Source organism: uncultured Microbulbifer sp., from assembly GCF_947489355.1.
Lineage (GTDB): Bacteria > Pseudomonadota > Gammaproteobacteria > Pseudomonadales > Cellvibrionaceae > Microbulbifer.
Genome location: NZ_CANLDD010000067.1, coordinates 1 through 16,173 on the forward strand (window position 1 = coordinate 1; position 16,173 = coordinate 16,173).

Here is a 16,173-nt window from a genome sequence, read left to right on the forward strand (position 1 = left end):
AAAAATAACGTTAAGGGGCGTGTATTCAGCCAAAAGCCGATTAAAAGTCCATCAAAATAGAAAAAAGCAGCTTTTCCCTGAGTCTTTTGGCTTGCTAGAAAATTTTTCCAAATAATATTTCCAGATTTCAACAGCCTGCTAAAGGGCCGACACCCATAGCCGGCACAGAATCTATACTGAAGCAGGTTTTTCGGTGAGGTCTGCGGGATGCTGCTGGCGACAGTCCGCTTTTATTGCGCCAACTTTGTGCGCTTCTTTCTGCCGCAGCAACGGGAAATTCCGGTCTGCAAGGGCACTGACAGTCACGCTCGTCGCTACACTGTGCGGTATCGGCACAAGCGGGGCTGGGTAAAAGTGTTGTGGATTGCAGTTTCACTGGTGATGCTGTGCTTCCCGCTACTGCCTTTAATATTGGGTCTCGGGTTCTTTAGCATATTTCTCTCGTTTGCCATTCTCGATGAAACGGTATAACAACCCCCGCTGTGCGAGGGGGTCGGGCAGGTAGCAGAGAAAAGGGGTTACTTGAGTGTGAGCCGGTAGCGGGTTGCCTGCTCCATAAGCGGAGTGGGATTTCCCTCCACCCAGTCGCGGTGGCCATTGGCGAAAAAAGGGGACAGCGGGTGGGCACTCTGTCCGGTGGCCATATGAAAGATTCCGTCGAGCTCCCGCCCGGGAGAAACGACCATTCGCTCTGAGGCGCCGTGGTCCGGGGATTGGACGCGGGGCATATGGGTATCACCGGGCAGGGGGTCCGGGGGCATGGAGGTAAGCCAGCCCAAGGCCGGAATGGCACGGGTAAGGGGATGATGGATAGCGGCCGTATTTTGTGCGCCCCAGGTCTGGCGCTCCAGGGGCAGCCCGTCTGTTGCCATTTTCTCCAGTACCTGGTCCAGTGCTGCCAATTTGAGTGTCGTCCAGGATTCGAAATCCGGATTGAGCAGGTGCTGCGGTTCCCGTTGTGCCAATGTCCAGACGGGATACTCAAATTGTCGCTTCAGCGGGCCAAAAGTAAAGTGCGGCTGGAACTGGCGCATATAGGTGAGAATCGGTGCAGTGCTTAACTGCATGAACTTCAGGCGGTAGTTGCGCACAATGCGGTAGCCAACAGAGCCTATGCTAGCGCGCCTGTCCCAGTTTTGCACCTGTCGGTAGATCTCGCTATAGCCCTTGCGTTCCTTCAGGAGCCCGAGCAGGTGCTGCTGCCAGCGCTCCAGAAATACGGCGCGGTTGTCCAGTTGGATGGCCAGCAGGGCCCGCTCATCAAATTGAGGTTGGTCGCGGAGCCTGTCGCGAATTTGCTGCTGGCGGGCCCCCAGAGCGTATCCCTGGTTGCCCATTATTTTCAGCCAGTCACCGCTTACCATGCGGGCATTGGCGCTCCATATGCGATGGGAGGCGGGATTGTAGAGCTGCGGCCGCTCTTCCGCAGAGAGATAGCCGTTCCAATAGGCATCGCCCTGTGCCCAGCTCTGTGTGCGGCTCCCGTCAAAACCCACCCGGCGGGGCATGGCCCCGGCCACGGTCCAGCCGATATTGCCATCCTTGTCACCGACCACAAAATTCTGGTGGGGGATGCCCAGCTCTGGGCCCAGCGCCAGTGCCTGCAAGGCGGTGGTGGCGGATTCAATACGCAGCAGGTTCATATTGCCACCAGCAATATCGTGTGCCACCCAGCGGTAGGCGAGTGGAACCCCCCGGTGGTTTTTACCAATGACCGGGCCCCAGAGTGTTTTGCGAACCTCCACAATCTCGTCCCCGGCGTTTTTCACCAAAATGGTTTCCTGTTCTACGGTTAAGTGGCGCCAACCGTCCGGTGTTTTGTATTTCGTACCCGCTTCATTCAGCTCCAGGGCAATAAGGTCGCTCCAATCCCCGCCGGTGTTGGTGAAGCCCCAGGCTACGGCGCCGTTGCTGCCGACCACCATGGTCGGGCCGCCGGGCAGGGTGGCGCCGCGGATATGCCGATCGGTGCCGGGAATATTCCAGCCGGCGCGATACCAGATGTTGGGTACGCTAAGGCCCAGATGCATATCGTTGGCGAGGGTGGCGCCACCGTGCCCGGTGAGGGCTCCGCCCACTACCCAGTTGTTACTGCCGTTCACCTTGTCGTCACTCTCCATTGCCTGGTAGGCAAGGGTGTCCGTTTCGGTCAATAGTGTGGAGATGGGTGTTTCTGGGATGGTGACAGCGGCTTCCGCGCCGCCCACCAAGGGCGCATCCCAATTGCCGCCGGCGGGAAAGAAAAAAGCGTAGAGATCCCCCGGCAGCAGTTCGGCCAGGGCGGTGTCGCGCTGTTCAAACCGGCCTTCCGTGCTTTGCAGCGTCATATACATACTGAAGATCGTCAGCAGGCTGTCGGAAGCCGTCCAGGGCCTGGGTTTCTGGTTGAGCAGTACATATTCCCAGGGTTTTGCTCCCAGTTGTTGCAATCCAAAATTGACCCCCCGCACATAGCTGTCGAGCAGTTTCCGCTGTGGGGCGGGCATGGCGGCAATATTTCGCTCTGCGCGCTTGCGGAACTGGTGCCGGCGCACTTTTTTATCCGCCTTTAATGCGGGCGCACCGAACAGTTCGGAGAGCTCGCCGGCGGCGTTGCGGCGCAGCAGATCCATCTGGAAAAAGCGCTCCTGGGCATGTAGAAAACCCAGTGCGAAAGCTGAGCTGGCGCGGTCATTGGAAGAGATCATGGCAACGCCCTGGGCATCGCGCTGGATAACCGCCGGCGCGGGAAGCATTCCCGTATCGATTGTGCCTTCGAGCATGGGGAGGCTCAGGCGCCACCAGAGCCAGCCCGAGACGGCGACCAGCACAAGAAAGGTGACGGTGATGAGCAGTAATCGCGATATTCGGCTGTTTATTAAATAGAGCGAGCGTGCCATAGTATTTTGTATTTCCTGCTGGATGGTTATTGTAATGGATATTTCTTGCCTGGCGACTATCCGGAGGATTGGCAAACAGGTTACTGGAGGTCGCATTCTAGTAACTTTTCGTGACAAAGTTTGATACTGAATTTTTGGACTAACCTGTATTAATGGAAAAATCTTCCATAAAACTGACTGGTCACAAGATAAAAGTCATACTGGGGTTTTAAATTCAAATCCGTGCGCGTAAAATGGCGTGGAATAACAAAAACAATATATCAAGAACATCACGCCGTATAACAAAAAACGCGAGGTTGCGATGATGCACGATGCTGATAGAACCCAAAAGAACAGTCAATTCAACCTGTCTATCCTCTCCGGAGCCATTGCCTTCCTTACCGCCGTCAGTGGTCATGTGCAAGGGGCGGAAATCGAAGAGGTGGTAGTAACTGCGCAGAAGAGGGCGGAGAACCTTCAGGATGTACCGATCGCGATTACCGCCTTTACCGGTGACAATATAAAAGAAAGTGGGGTTAAGAATCTGACCGATCTGGGCAGATATACGCCGGGTGTCGAAATGCACACCGACGTAGCGCTCCAACCCATTTACAGTATTCGAGGAATACAGACAAACGATTGGACTGCGGGCTCAGACCCTGCGGTTGCCGTGTATGTGGACGGGGTTTATACGGGCCGCGGTGCCGGAGCAGAGATACCCCTGACCGATATCGAGCGGGTCGAGATTTTAAAAGGCCCCCAGGGCACGCTGTTCGGGCGAAACGCCACGGGTGGTGCAATTCATATTATCAGCACTAAACCACAGGCGGAAAATTCTACCGAGTTGAACTATACCGTAGGTAATTACGGGCGACAATCGGCGGATCTGTTGCTGAACGGCCAGTTTGCTGACGGCCTCTATGGGCGCTTGACGGTGTCTACCAATCGCAGGGATGCCTATGCAGACAATCTGGCCAACGGCTTTTCTGCGGGTGGCCAGGATACCCAGACCTACCGGGCTTCGCTATTGTGGGAGCCGACAGAAGATACAGAGGTCTTGTGGCGCGCCGACTACGGGGTAATGGACCAGAGCAGTGCCCTGAAAACGACGATAGTGCCGAGCCTGAAAGGCGAAACCGATCTCTTCGGTGACTACGCTTTGGATACGCCCATCATTGAGGATCGCGATGCATTCGGTGCCTCGGTGACCGTTACCCACGACTTCGATGCTTTTACCCTGACCTCAATCTCTGCCTATCGCAAGTTCGATGCCTATCTGCAGGAGGACTTGGACGGCACCGCCAATCCGGACTATTTTTTTAGCGCGCTCAACCTCGACGAGCAGCGGCAGTTTTCCCAGGAGTTCAGGCTTAATGGGGCCAGCGGGGATATCAAATGGACCCTGGGCGCCGCTTATTCCCAGGAAAAGCTGGAGCATACGACTCACGCGAACTTTACCTCCGGATCACTGGAGTCCTTTGCAGTATACGAAAGCATAAAGGCAGAGTTCCCGAATCTGACCCAGACCGAGCAGGAGGATCTGGCGGTACAGCGGCGCCAGGAATGGAAAGAGGCGGGACTCGAGGGGATTGCCAGCGCTTCCTTTGTGTATGACCTGATGTTGCAAAGTGGCCAGGTGGATCAACTCTTGAGTATTCTGAATCCGCAGGGTGGCATAACAGGCAATATGCTGTACGCCCCGGTTGTCGCTGCGCAGATGCTGGCGAGCTTCAAACCTTGGATCGAATCCGATACCTCCTGGAACGAGAGCGTGCATAATACTGGCGACTACCGCTCCAGTGCGATCTATGGGGATATGACCTGGAGTATCACCGACCGGATGGATCTAACGGTCGGTGCCCGCTACACCTACGACAGCAAGGACTTCACCATTGAAACCGAGTATGGCAATTATATTCCACTAAAGTTTGCGGGGGGAGACGTTCCGCTTGTGGATGCAGAGGGCAATGTTATCGGTGCAATACCCCTGCCCCAAATAGATCTCGGTTCTCAGCTGTTTGGTATCGCTTTCTACAATAACGGCCAGCCAGCCCTGGACTCCAAACTGAGCGACAGCTGGAGCGATATCTCCGGGCGCATAGTTCTGGATTACCGCTGGACCGACGAGGTCATGACCTATGTCTCCCTTGCCGATGGCTTTAAGGCCGGTGGCTTCAACAGTCTCAACTTTGGCCCCGGTGTAGCACCCTCTTTTGATCAGGAGGATGTGGTCAATCTGGAAGCGGGTCTTAAGAGCAACCTGTTCGACAATCGGGTGCGCCTCAACGCCTCTGTGTATACCTATGAGTACAACAACCTGCAGACGCTGGATCTGGTGGGTGTCCCTATCCCCAGCTATAACCTGAGAAACGCCGACGCTGAGGGCACGGGGGCCGAGATTGAGGTGCAGTGGGCAGCCACGGACAATCTCTTTATTGCCGGCAACTACTCCTATCTGGACACGGAATTTACCGATTACCAGATTATCGAGGTTATCGGTGAGACGGAGGCGGATTCGCTGGTGGGTGAGTCGAGGGTTTCCACCCCCGAGAATAAGCTCAACCTGATGGCCGAATACACTGTGGATCTGGCTTCCGGGGGCCAACTCCTTCTTCGTGGTGACTACAACTGGACCGATGAACGTATCGGCTCGGTTACCGATAGAGCCCGACTTGTTGAGGATTACCAGTTATTCAACTTGCGCGCGGCCTGGAACAGTGCATCGGAAAACTATTCAGTAGCACTCTGGGTTCAAAACCTGACTGACGAGGAGATTGCCGGAGGATTTGGTGGTTCGGGTGCGGCTATTGGGGCCAGTCCCGGCTGGCGTTTGATGCCGAGAATGTATGGTGCCGATGTTACTGTGCGATTTTAGTTGGTTATTGGCCCGGCAACCTCTGGTTGCCGGGTCAGTCCTGCTTTCAGAATTACGAATTTGTAGGCCGGTTGTACCGGCCTTATTTTATGCAGTTCTATTTTTTATAATAAATTGGCGTAGATTCGGTCTTGTAAGTCTGCAAGCACATGGGAATACACCTAAAACTGCGTATGATGATTCCAATACAAATGAATTGTGTCGCGGTTGATGACCGATATGGCAATATTTGCAGATGAGGTCTCTGTGGGGGAAGAGCAGCAACAGTTGCTCTGTGTGTATCGAAAAGTACGGCAGGAGACAGAGCGGCTGGCCGAGCCTTTGTCTGCCGAGGATATGCAGATACAGTCCATGCCCGATGCCAGTCCCACCAAGTGGCATCTGGCCCACACCAGCTGGTTTTTCGAGACGTTTATCCTGAATGCCCATTTGCCCGGCTATCGGTTATTTGATCCGCATTTTAATCATCTTTTTAATTCTTACTATAATAGTCTCGGATCGCCGTTTTCCAGGTCCCGGCGGGGGCTGGTATCCCGACCGGATATCGGTCGTGTGTACGCTTACCGAAAGGCCGTGGACGAAGGCATTGAAAAACTGCTGAGTGAATTTCCCTGTTCATCCAGCCTGAATGCCCTGATTGTTTTGGGCCTGAATCACGAGCAGCAGCATCAGGAACTCTTACTGACCGATATAAAACATGCCCTATCGATCAACCCGATGGCGCCTGCCTATTGCGATGTTATGCCAGAAGAGGAAGCAGCAGACGTTGAACCGCTGCGCTGGTTACAGATTCCGGGGGGGTGTTACGGCATTGGCAGCGAGGGTGAGGATTTTTATTTCGACAATGAAGGGCCGGCGCACCAACAACTGTTGCAGGGGTTTTACATCGGCTCGCGATTGGTTACCAATGGAGAATACCTGGCATTTATCGAAGATGGTGGTTATCGACAACACAGGCTGTGGTTGTCGGATGGTTGGGCACTGGTTCAGCAGAGGGAGCAGACACAGCCGATGTACTGGCGGGAGACGGCAAAAGGCTGGCAACAGTTTGGCCTGTATGGATTGCAGCCATTAAATGAAGCCGAACCCGTACATCACTTGTCTTTTTACGAGGCGGACGCTTTTGCCACTTGGTCGGGAAAGCGTCTCCCCACCGAGTTCGAGTGGGAGGCGGCCGCTTGTCATCTGCGCCAGCTGGATCAACTGGCTACCGCCAACCTGTTGGAAAAACAGGCTTTCAGACCCCTGGTTGCTCAGCGGGGACGGACCCAGTTTCTCGGTGATTTATGGGAATGGACTTCCAACGCCTATTTACCCTATCAAGGCTTCAAGGCTAGCGAAGATGCCGTTGGCGAGTACAACGGTAAGTTCATGTGCAATCAGAAAGTACTGCGTGGTGGCTCGTTTGCAACACCATCAGGCCATATCAGAATCAGTTATCGAAACTTCTTTTACCCACATCAGGCGTGGCAATTTACCGGTGTTCGTTTAGCAGGAGACTCAATGTGAGAGCAGCCTTATCGTCCGTTCCAGGCAAGCAACAACAGGATAGCGAGTTTCTCAGGGATGTGCTGGAGGGGTTGGGAGGGAAAAGAAAGACACTGCCTTGCAAGTATCTATATGACGAATTGGGGTCCCGTCTTTTTGAAGAGATCTGTGCGGCCAAGGATTACTACCTGACCCGCACCGAAACCAATTTATTGTCGGATAATCTCGGAAAAATTGCCCGGGAGATCGGCCCGGAGGCTCTGCTTATAGAGCCGGGTGCGGGCAACTGTGAGAAGATAGAGGCTCTGATCGCCGCGCTCGATACCCCCAGAGGTTATTATCCCATGGATATATCTCCTGAAATTCTGCGAGCGGCGGAAGCTAGAATCAAGCGCCATTTGCCTGGCATCCGGGTGTGGAGTGAGGTGGGCGATTTCACCCAACCTGCGGTTTGGGATAACTTAAGTAATATTCCCTCGCGCAAAAGGGTTGTATTTTTTCCCGGTTCAACCATCGGAAATTTTGGGCCACAAAAATCGGCACAGCTACTCGAACTGTTTGCCGCTAACCTGGGTGCCGGTGACGGCCTGCTGATCTGCACCGACCTGGTGAAAGATTCGGTGGTGTTGGAGCGGGCTTATCACGATAGCGCGCATGTTACGGAGAGATTCAACAAGAATCTCCTTTGCCGCATCAATCGTGAGCTGGATGCAGACTTTGACCTTTCCCTTTTTGCACACCGCGCCTTCTATCACCCGTTGCGGCAACGGGTGGAGATGCACCTAGTTAGTCTGCAGCGCCATGATGTGTCTATTGCCGGTATCAAGGTGGAATTTGCGGAAGGTGAGACCATTCACACAGAAAGCTGCCACAAATATACCATCAGCGGGTTTAATGCACTGCTGTGCAAGGGTGGATTTAAACCCATACGACACTGGAAGGACGCCTCTGAATCTTATGCAATCCACTACGCCCAGGCCATCTAGCACCATAAACCGCATGGTGCTATTTTTTGCCATGATCGGTTTTTTCACAGTAGCTGTCGCCAATGAAGCCCGTGGCAGTGCCAGCGGCCTTATTGTTTATAATCGCCCACTGTGTTTCTGCTGTAAAAGGTGGATTGGCCATCTGAAGGACAGCGGTCTTCAGGTGTCTGCTGTTTTGAAGCTGGATATGGAGAAAGTAAAGAGGCAATGGGGTATCCCAAAAGGCATGGAGGCATGCCACACTGCCGTATGGCATGAGCGCTATATATTTGAAGGGCATGTACCGGCAGTATACATCCGCAAGTTTCTCGCCTCTCCTCCGGAAGGGAGCGTTGGGTTGTTGGTACCGGGAATGCCAGTCGGCAGCCCGGGAATGGAAGCGCAGGGGGCGTTTGCGCCTTACAATATCTATCTTTTGCTAAAAAATGGCGATTACCGCCTCTATGCCCGCGTTGAAAATCCCGGCGCTGTCTAGGCCGGGCTGTCCCTGTGCTGTTTCATCCCTCGGAATTGTTGCAGATGCGCCACAGTCACTTCAAAGCGACCGTATCTTTCAGCACAGGATCAGCCAGCCGAACCCCGCAGAGTACGGCGCCATAGTTTGCGAGCGGTTTGGTGTCCGCCAGGGCATCCTTTATGGACACAAAACTGTTTTCAGTAATGGGGGTGTCTGCGCGGATACCAGAATAGAAATGGCACACCGCAGGCCCTACATGGGAAAGTATCTGCCAGGGTTGCCGATCCCCTGAGAGAACTTATACCGCTGTTTTTTACTTTTAACAGGTTATTGAAAAAGGCATCCTGCCTTTTTCAAAACACGAAAAGCGAAAAATGTGATTTTCACTTTTCTTCCAAAATCAGCGACTTAGGCTTCGTCGATTTTGCCGAAATATCCATATTTCGGTACCAGGCGTCGAAACTCTTCGAATTTCAACAGCCTGTTAATCCACTGCCTACACCTCCGGCACCCGATCAGCGGCACGGGTGTGTCTAAAACCAAAGCGAGTCGGCTCCAGGCCCGAATTCATTCTGTAAACCTGCAGACCAGGGCTTAATCACTGAATCGTTCCGAGGAAAAAACGGCGCTAAATGGAACAATAACGGCCAGGACAGCATGATGCTCGACTGGAGTTCAGTGCCTGGAAGCATTGTTACTACCGGGTCGGAAGCAGGGAATGCCCTCCTCTCGGGGCACACTGTGAATACCTTCCTGTACGCCCGTAATCGGCATTCATGCCTCATACGGTCTCGAGAGAAGGCAATTCTTCCCTTCCGCCTTGTTTGTAAATGGGGGCATTGAAAAAGCACACTTTGCCAATGAACGGCCTGGCTTCAAATGGCAAAAGACGGGTGGGTGGGGCCGCGATAAAATACAGAGGCACGAAAAAACGTCATGTCCCTAGCAGTAATTACCCCGTTTGGGATACAGTCCTTACCCACCGGGCTATGATAGAGAGCCATACAAAACACCGGCTCGCTGGGCCGGTCAAATAACGGATATACCCAACCGGGAGAATGCGAAATGCGAACTGCAAAAAAAGTAGTACTGTCGATGTTTTTTTTGAGGATCACCGTATTGCTGGTGATGTTGATATGGACCATCGATAAATTTGTCAACCCGGGTCACGCCACCAGAATTTTTGAAAAATTTTACGCCATAGCCGGAGTGGGTAACGCTGTGGTCTATATCCTGGCTTTTATTGAGCTGATCATTTTGGTGCTGTTTTTCTTTGGTATCAAAAAGAAATACACTTACGGCCTGGTGCTTGTTTTTCACGGCGCCTCCACACTGGCTTCATTTCCCCAGTATCTATCTCCCTTTGAGGGCGCCAATCTGCTATTTTTTGCCGCCTGGCCTATGCTCGCCGCTTGCTCCATGCTGTTCTTTTGCCGCGAGGATGACACCCTGTTTCAGGTTGGTAAAAAATTCTCCTGATACCAGTCGGGGCACGCCATCGACCAACCATGGGCTTTGGCCTTGTTGTAAGCCTCCGGTCTGCTGTGTCTGTACGTGCGCAGAGCAGGGGCAGAGAGCGGGCAGGGGAGCGGTTTTGGCCGAGGGTTTAGGGGCTGAATACTCAATAGGGACCCCTTGGAGAGCATTCGGGTTGCAGGGTGATCCCCCTCTGCGGGGGAGGGGGAATATCCGGCTATCCAGGCGTATTCGGCTGTTTGCCCCCCTCTTCCCTGGTCCAGATGGTGAAAATCCGCTTTGGTCACAATTTGGCAATTCTCGGCAGCGGATACCCACAGTCATTGCGCAGCTGCCCAAAGGGGGCCCGCAAGCCAACCCTTGACTTGGATAGGCTGTTAGCTGGCAACCGCGCCACTTCAATACCGGATATGCTCTCTCTCGCAAACTGAATATCCTTGTTGCGGACGTTTGGGGTCACTATCAGGGGGGGCTTAGGCAGCATTTCGTGGCTAGGCTGTACCGGTATTAAATGGCGCGCGGTTTTTGTTGCCTCTGCGGTACCGAGTGTAGTAAGTTCCACCCCTCGAATCTTTCTGCCCCTTCCCCGACCTTTGATCACCCCAAAGAGGTGCCGGGCCGAAGTTTCTATCAGGCCGCGAGCGCGCTCACCCCGAAATAAGTGCTGTACTGCGCGATTGTAGTCGATGTTCCAGCTGCCAAGCGGATATCCCTTGAGACGCTGGGGCCTGCCCGATGTGGACAATTTTTTCCTCAATTGGGTTTGAATACGCTTGCAGATTTCTGGTAAGCTATTCTAACTTGTTGATTAATAATAGATTTCCCTGATTTTGCCCACTTCGTATGGCAGATTGGGTTTTCATGCGGTCTTTGGTGTGGATCGCCACTGAGAGATAAGGATGAACAATGCCCGTTGTTACCCTCCCCGATGGCTCCCGTCGAGCATTTTCCTCTCCGGTTTCTGTGTGTGATGTAGCCACAGATATTGGCCCAGGCCTGGCCAAGGCCGCGCTTGCAGGCGTGGTTGATGGCAGAGAGGTTGATACCAGCTATATCATTGATCGCGATGTCACACTGGCCATTATCACCGATCGTCAGCCGGAGGGTTTGGCGGTGATTCGCCACTCCACCGCACACCTGCTGGCACAGGCGGTCAAGCAACTCTATCCCGCGGCTCAGGTGACGATTGGTCCCGTGATCGAGGATGGCTTCTATTACGATTTTGCCTACGAGCGACAGTTCACACCGGAGGATCTGGAAAAGATCGAGCAGCGCATGGAGGAACTGGTCAGGGAAGATATGCCTGTCAGCCGCCGTTTGATGCCGCGCAAAAAGGCGGTCGAGTATTTCCGTGACATGGGGGAGGCGTACAAGGCAGAAATAATTGCCAGTATTCCCAGTGATGAGGATATCTCCCTCTATCGTCAAGGGGACTTTGAGGACTTGTGTCGCGGTCCCCACGTGCCGTCCACAGGGCGGCTGAAAGCCTTCAAGCTGACCAAAGTGGCCGGCGCTTACTGGCGCGGTGACGCCAGCAATGAGATGCTGACCCGCATATACGGCACCGCCTGGGCCAGCAAGCGGGAATTGAAGGCTTACCTGCGCCGTATTGAAGAAGCGGAGAAACGGGATCACCGCAAGCTGGCCAAGAAGTTTGATCTTTTCCACATCCAGGAAGAGGCGCCCGGGATGGTGTTCTGGCATCCCAATGGGTGGACTATTTACAGTGCGGTTGAGCAGTACATGCGCTGTCGTCAGCGCGAATACGGCTATAAGGAGATCAAGACGCCCCAACTGGTGGATTTCAGTTTATGGCGCAAGTCCGGTCACGCGGACAAATTCAGCGATGATATGTTTACACTCACCAGTGAAGAGCGCCAGTTTGCCATCAAGCCCATGAACTGCCCCTGCCATGTGCAGGTCTTCAACCAGGGTTTGCGCAGCTATCGGGATCTCCCCCTGCGCCTGGCGGAATTCGGTTCCTGCCACCGCAGCGAGCCGTCCGGCTCTCTGCACGGCCTGATGCGTGTGCGCGGGTTTGTGCAGGATGATGGCCACATCTTCTGTACCGAAAATCAAATTCAGTCAGAAGTGTCCGACTTTATGGACCTTTTGCACTCCGTGTATAGGGACTTCGGATTCGAGGAAGTGATCTATCGCCTGTCTACACGCCCGGAAAAGCGCGTGGGTTCCGATGAGGGCTGGGACAAGGCGGAGAAGGCATTGGCTGATGCACTGGATGCCGCGGAGCTGCCCTGGGAGGAGTTACCTGGGGAGGGGGCTTTCTACGGCCCCAAGATTGAATTCTCCCTGAAGGACTGTCTGGGGCGCGTTTGGCAATGCGGCACTATCCAGGTGGACTTCTCGATGCCGGGCCGCCTGGATGCCCAGTATGTGGCTGAAGATGGCTCGCGCCAGATTCCGGTGATGTTGCACCGGGCAGCGCTGGGCTCTTTCGAGCGCTTTATCGGTATCCTGATCGAACATTACGAGGGCGCTTTTCCTACCTGGCTGGCGCCCCGGCAGGTGGTAATCATGAATATTACCGATCGCCAGGCCGATTACTGCCGTGATCTCAAGGCTCGCCTGGATACACAGCAATATCGCGCCGAGGCTGACTTGAGAAACGAGAAGATCGGCTTTAAAATCCGCGAGCACACGCTCCAGCGTGTCCCTTATCTGTTGGTAATTGGAGATAAGGAAGTTGAGAGCCAGACCGTCACCGTGCGCACCCGTAGCGGAGAAGACCTTGGCAGCATGACTTGTGAGTCGTTCTTACAGATCCTTGGGCGGGATGTTAACCGCCGTGGCCGAATATCTGAAGAAAAGACTTGATATCTTAGCAACTTGGAGACCATAACTATTAAACGAGACAGTAAGGGACGGTCCAAAAAGGCCCGTATAAACGATCAGATTGAGGCGTCGGAAATCCGCCTGATAGGCGCAGATGGCGAACAGGTGGGCGTTGTCTCACTGAATGAGGCGCTGGAGGTTGCGCAACAAGCTAGCCTGGATCTCGTTGAAATTGCTCCGGACTCCACGCCGATCGTCTGCAAGATCATGGACTACGGCAAGCATGTATTCGAGGCCAAGAAGGCCAAGAATGCCGCCAAGAAGAAGCAGAAGCAGCAGCAGATCAAGGAAATGAAATTCCGCCCGGGCACCGATATTGGCGACTATCAGATCAAGCTGCGCAGCCTCACCCGTTTTCTCGAAGCGGGTGACAAGGCCAAAATATCCCTGCGCTTTCGCGGTCGCGAAATGGCCCACCAGGAGTTGGGCATGGAAATGATGCAGCGTATTGAAAAGGACCTGGAAGAACTGGGTACCGTTGAGCAGCGACCAAAACTGGAAGGCCGCCAGATGATTATGGTGATTGCGCCGGTTAAAAAGAAAAAGTGAGGTTTCGGGGATGACTTCCCCGGTGCCTCCTTTATGAGAAGTGATTGGGCGACGGCTGCCTCCTCACTCTCGCAGTGCCAGGGGTTTACTGCTGGCAATTACTATGGTGCCTGTTTTACAGGCAATGATTCACTTTGGAGTACAAAATGCCGAAAGCAAAAACACACAGCGGCGCTGCCAAGCGCTTTAAGAAGACGGCTGCGGGCTACAAACACAAGCACGCTAACAAAAGCCATATCCTCACCAAGATGACCACCAAGCGCAAGCGTCAGCTGCGCGGTACCCAGACCATGAACAAGTCTGATGCCGGACTGGTCGATCGCATGCTGCGCGCCAAGTAATTGGCCCAAGTCGTAAAGGTTTAAGAGGAGAGCATTATGGCCCGTGTTAAACGTGGTGTAGAGGCGCGTCGTCGCCACAAGAAGATACTGAAACAGGCTAAGGGGTACTACGGTGCGCGTTCTCGCGTATTCCGCGTTGCCAAGCAGGCAGTGATTAAAGCCGGCCAGTACGCCTACCGCGACCGCCGCGTTAAGAAGCGCAACTTCCGCGCGCTGTGGATTACCCGAATTAACGCCCAGTCCCGTGTCGAAGGTTTGAGTTACAGTCGCCTGATTGCCGGTTTGAAGAAAGCGGATATCGCCCTGGATCGCCGTGTTCTGGCGGATCTGGCAGTATACGACAAAGCCGCTTTCGCCGCCGTCGTCGAAAAAGCCAAAGTAGCCCTGGCAGCATAAACTGTCATTATTAGCTGTATGGCTGTAGGTTAGTAAGCAGGGGAGGTCTGTAGCGGGCCTCCCCTTTTTTTGGTTTTTTTACTGCTAGTGGTATACGCGTATCCCCATTCGCCACACAGGCCGGGTCATAAATCAAGCATGTAGCCGCTTGAATTGTTGTGGAGAGTTTGCCAATTTGCGTCGCTAACCGGGGTTGAAAAAGGTCGGCGATGATCTTTTTTAACAGCCTGCGAATAGATAGCTCCCGGTGATTGTGGCGGCCTTTAATTATTCTTTGGGGGGCTATCCTGCTGACACAGGGGGGCTTCTGTCCTACTGTATACCCATCCTTAAATACCAACTTTGGTACTCTCCATGAGAGATGTCGCTGTTGTTAGCTATTGTCGCACTGCCATTGCCAAAGCGCGCCGAGGTGCCCTGAACCAGACCCACGGTATCCCTATGGCGGCCCATGTGATGAAAGAGGCTGTAAACAGAGCCCGAATTGAGCCACAGGAAGTTGAGGATGTGGTATTGGGCTGTGGCCTTCCCGAGGGCGCCACCGGACATAATATCGCCCGCAATGCGGCACTTTACGCCGAATTCGGAATGAAAGCCCCTGGCATGACTATTAACCGTTATTGTGGCTCAGGCCTCAATGCGGCTTCCATTGTCGCTAACCGCATTGCCGCAGGGGAGTTGCGGATCGGGGTTGCCGGTGGCGTTGAGAGTATTAGCCTGGTCCAGTTCAACTTGAACCTGAACCACTTTGTCTACGAGCCCCTTCGGCAAAAGATACCTGCGGTGTGGTGGACCATGATCCAGACTGCAGATTTTGTTGCGGACAAATACCAAATCAGTCGCGAAGCCCAGGACAAATACGTTGTTGAGTCACAAAAAAGGGTCGCAGCTGCACACAAGGCGGACAAGTTTGCCGAGGAAATTGTCCCTTTCCAGACTGTAATGTCTGTGAAGGACAAAGACAGTGATGTGATCAGTGAAAAGCGTGTGACCTTAACTGACGACGAAGGCCCGCGGCCCGATACTACGCTGGAAGGGCTTTCCACACTGGAACCGGTAAATCCCGATGGCACAGTAACTGCGGGAAATGCCTCCCAGCTTTCAGATGGCGCCGCTGCAGTTGTGATGATGGATGCCAAACTGGCTGCGCAGAGAAACCTGCCAATCCTGGGCCTGTTTCGCGGAATGCAACTGTCTGCCGTTGCCCCCAAAGAAATGAGTATTGCCGTGGCGCCGGCAATAAAAAAATTGATGCGCCATCATGGCATTGCTATGGCGAATATTGATCTCTGGGAGCTGCATGAAGCCTTTGCGGTCACCACGCTTTATAATCAGGCAGAGTTGGATACGCCATGGGAGAAAACCAATGTAAACGGTGGCGCTATTGCTCTGGGCCACCCCTATGGCATGTCGGGTATCCGCTACCTGGGCTCTACCTTGCTGGAGCTTGGCCGACGGAGGGTGCAGCACGCAGTTGTTGGGATATGTACGGCCGGTGGTATGTCGACCGCAGCCTATTTGGAGCGCTAAAGGCTCCCAAGACCATTTTATCGGTTTTGGTTACCTTGCAGAACTGGCGGTGGCCAGTAAGGGCGAATGGAGGGCTTCCATTGTTGATATCGGGCAAATTCCTCCCCCCAGAAATAAACAGGCGCTAAAATTAGAATTTCCTCGTATTTTAGGTTCTGGGATTCCACAAGAAAAACCCCGCTATACTGCCTGCCAGGTGCTGGCGATCTTCAAGCAAGCCGAAGTGGGCTTCCAGTCCCTCAGCTCTGCCGAGGCCATTTGTCGGTCCACACATGTTGATAGATGCGCTCATGGCTCAACAGTATCAAGTGCTCCTTGAGCAGTCAGCCTGAGATTTGCTCCGGGCTCCATTTTTCAGCAAGTT

Annotated in this window: 12 protein-coding genes; 11 read left to right on the forward strand and 1 reads right to left on the reverse strand. The window is 53.7% G+C overall.

All coding sequences use genetic code 11. The features are described 5' to 3' along the window. Positions 1-207: 207 nt before the first annotated feature. Complete coding sequence (locus tag Q1A48_RS18540; RefSeq protein ID WP_299947893.1) at positions 208-471, forward strand: hypothetical protein; 264 nt, start codon at positions 208-210, stop codon at positions 469-471. A 47-nt stretch (positions 472-518) separates the two neighbouring features. On the opposite strand, the gene Q1A48_RS18545 is transcribed toward Q1A48_RS18540, so the two are convergent. Beyond that, positions 519-2,879 carry a penicillin acylase family protein gene (locus Q1A48_RS18545; protein WP_299947895.1) on the reverse strand — a complete coding sequence of 787 codons (2,361 nt, stop codon included), beginning with the start codon at positions 2,877-2,879 and terminating at the stop codon, positions 519-521. Positions 2,880-3,183: 304 nt separating this feature from the next. On the opposite strand from Q1A48_RS18545, the gene Q1A48_RS18550 reads away from it, so the two are divergent. From Q1A48_RS18550 to Q1A48_RS18595, 10 genes are all read left to right on the forward strand, one after another. Further along, a complete protein-coding gene (locus tag Q1A48_RS18550; protein WP_299947897.1) occupies positions 3,184-5,733 on the forward strand; it encodes a TonB-dependent receptor in 2,550 nt (849 codons plus the stop codon). A gap of 219 nt (positions 5,734-5,952) precedes the next feature. Then, positions 5,953-7,242 (forward strand): ergothioneine biosynthesis protein EgtB, encoded by a 1,290-nt coding sequence (egtB, locus tag Q1A48_RS18555; RefSeq protein WP_299947899.1) that lies wholly within the window; start codon positions 5,953-5,955, stop codon positions 7,240-7,242. Next, positions 7,239-8,207: an L-histidine N(alpha)-methyltransferase gene (gene egtD / locus Q1A48_RS18560; protein WP_299947901.1), complete on the forward strand. Its 969-nt coding sequence runs from the start codon at positions 7,239-7,241 to the stop codon at positions 8,205-8,207. The genes egtB and egtD overlap by 4 nt, the downstream gene beginning before the upstream one ends. A 187-nt stretch (positions 8,208-8,394) precedes the next feature. Beyond that, entirely contained in the window at positions 8,395-8,682 is a 288-nt protein-coding gene (locus Q1A48_RS21950; protein WP_366523440.1) for a DUF411 domain-containing protein, read from the forward strand. A gap of 1,047 nt (positions 8,683-9,729) precedes the next feature. Continuing rightward, entirely contained in the window at positions 9,730-10,143 is a 414-nt protein-coding gene (locus Q1A48_RS18570) for a hypothetical protein (protein WP_299947905.1), read from the forward strand. A 903-nt stretch (positions 10,144-11,046) separates the two neighbouring features. Continuing rightward, positions 11,047-12,975 (forward strand): threonine--tRNA ligase, encoded by a 1,929-nt coding sequence (thrS, locus tag Q1A48_RS18575; protein WP_299947907.1) that lies wholly within the window; start codon positions 11,047-11,049, stop codon positions 12,973-12,975. 21 nt (positions 12,976-12,996) lie between these two features. After that, positions 12,997-13,542 (forward strand): translation initiation factor IF-3, encoded by a 546-nt coding sequence (gene infC, locus Q1A48_RS18580; RefSeq protein ID WP_299947916.1) that lies wholly within the window; start codon positions 12,997-12,999, stop codon positions 13,540-13,542. 146 nt (positions 13,543-13,688) lie between these two features. Beyond that, positions 13,689-13,883, forward strand: a complete 195-nt coding sequence (gene rpmI, locus Q1A48_RS18585; RefSeq protein ID WP_020413351.1) for a 50S ribosomal protein L35 — start codon at positions 13,689-13,691, stop codon at positions 13,881-13,883. A 36-nt stretch (positions 13,884-13,919) separates the two neighbouring features. Continuing rightward, positions 13,920-14,279 (forward strand): 50S ribosomal protein L20, encoded by a 360-nt coding sequence (gene rplT, locus Q1A48_RS18590; protein WP_299947912.1) that lies wholly within the window; start codon positions 13,920-13,922, stop codon positions 14,277-14,279. 354 nt (positions 14,280-14,633) lie between these two features. Then, positions 14,634-15,809, forward strand: coding sequence for an acetyl-CoA C-acyltransferase (locus Q1A48_RS18595; RefSeq protein WP_299947914.1), 1,176 nt, complete (start codon positions 14,634-14,636; stop codon positions 15,807-15,809). Positions 15,810-16,173 lie beyond the last annotated feature (364 nt).

What these genes read in the sequence shown, in the direction of transcription:
- Q1A48_RS18540 (WP_299947893.1), top strand. Translation starts at nt 208, where the DNA reads ATGCTGCTGGCGACAGTCCGCTTTTATTGCGCCAACTTTGTGCGCTTC.
- Q1A48_RS18545 (WP_299947895.1), bottom strand. Translation starts at nt 2,879, where the DNA reads ATGGCACGCTCGCTCTATTTAATAAACAGCCGAATATCGCGATTACTG.
- Q1A48_RS18550 (WP_299947897.1), top strand. Translation starts at nt 3,184, where the DNA reads ATGCACGATGCTGATAGAACCCAAAAGAACAGTCAATTCAACCTGTCT.
- egtB (WP_299947899.1), top strand. Translation starts at nt 5,953, where the DNA reads ATGGCAATATTTGCAGATGAGGTCTCTGTGGGGGAAGAGCAGCAACAG.
- Q1A48_RS21950 (WP_366523440.1), top strand. Translation starts at nt 8,395, where the DNA reads ATGGAGAAAGTAAAGAGGCAATGGGGTATCCCAAAAGGCATGGAGGCA.
- Q1A48_RS18570 (WP_299947905.1), top strand. Translation starts at nt 9,730, where the DNA reads ATGCGAACTGCAAAAAAAGTAGTACTGTCGATGTTTTTTTTGAGGATC.
- thrS (WP_299947907.1), top strand. Translation starts at nt 11,047, where the DNA reads ATGCCCGTTGTTACCCTCCCCGATGGCTCCCGTCGAGCATTTTCCTCT.
- rpmI (WP_020413351.1), top strand. Translation starts at nt 13,689, where the DNA reads ATGCCGAAAGCAAAAACACACAGCGGCGCTGCCAAGCGCTTTAAGAAG.
- rplT (WP_299947912.1), top strand. Translation starts at nt 13,920, where the DNA reads ATGGCCCGTGTTAAACGTGGTGTAGAGGCGCGTCGTCGCCACAAGAAG.
- Q1A48_RS18595 (WP_299947914.1), top strand. Translation starts at nt 14,634, where the DNA reads ATGAGAGATGTCGCTGTTGTTAGCTATTGTCGCACTGCCATTGCCAAA.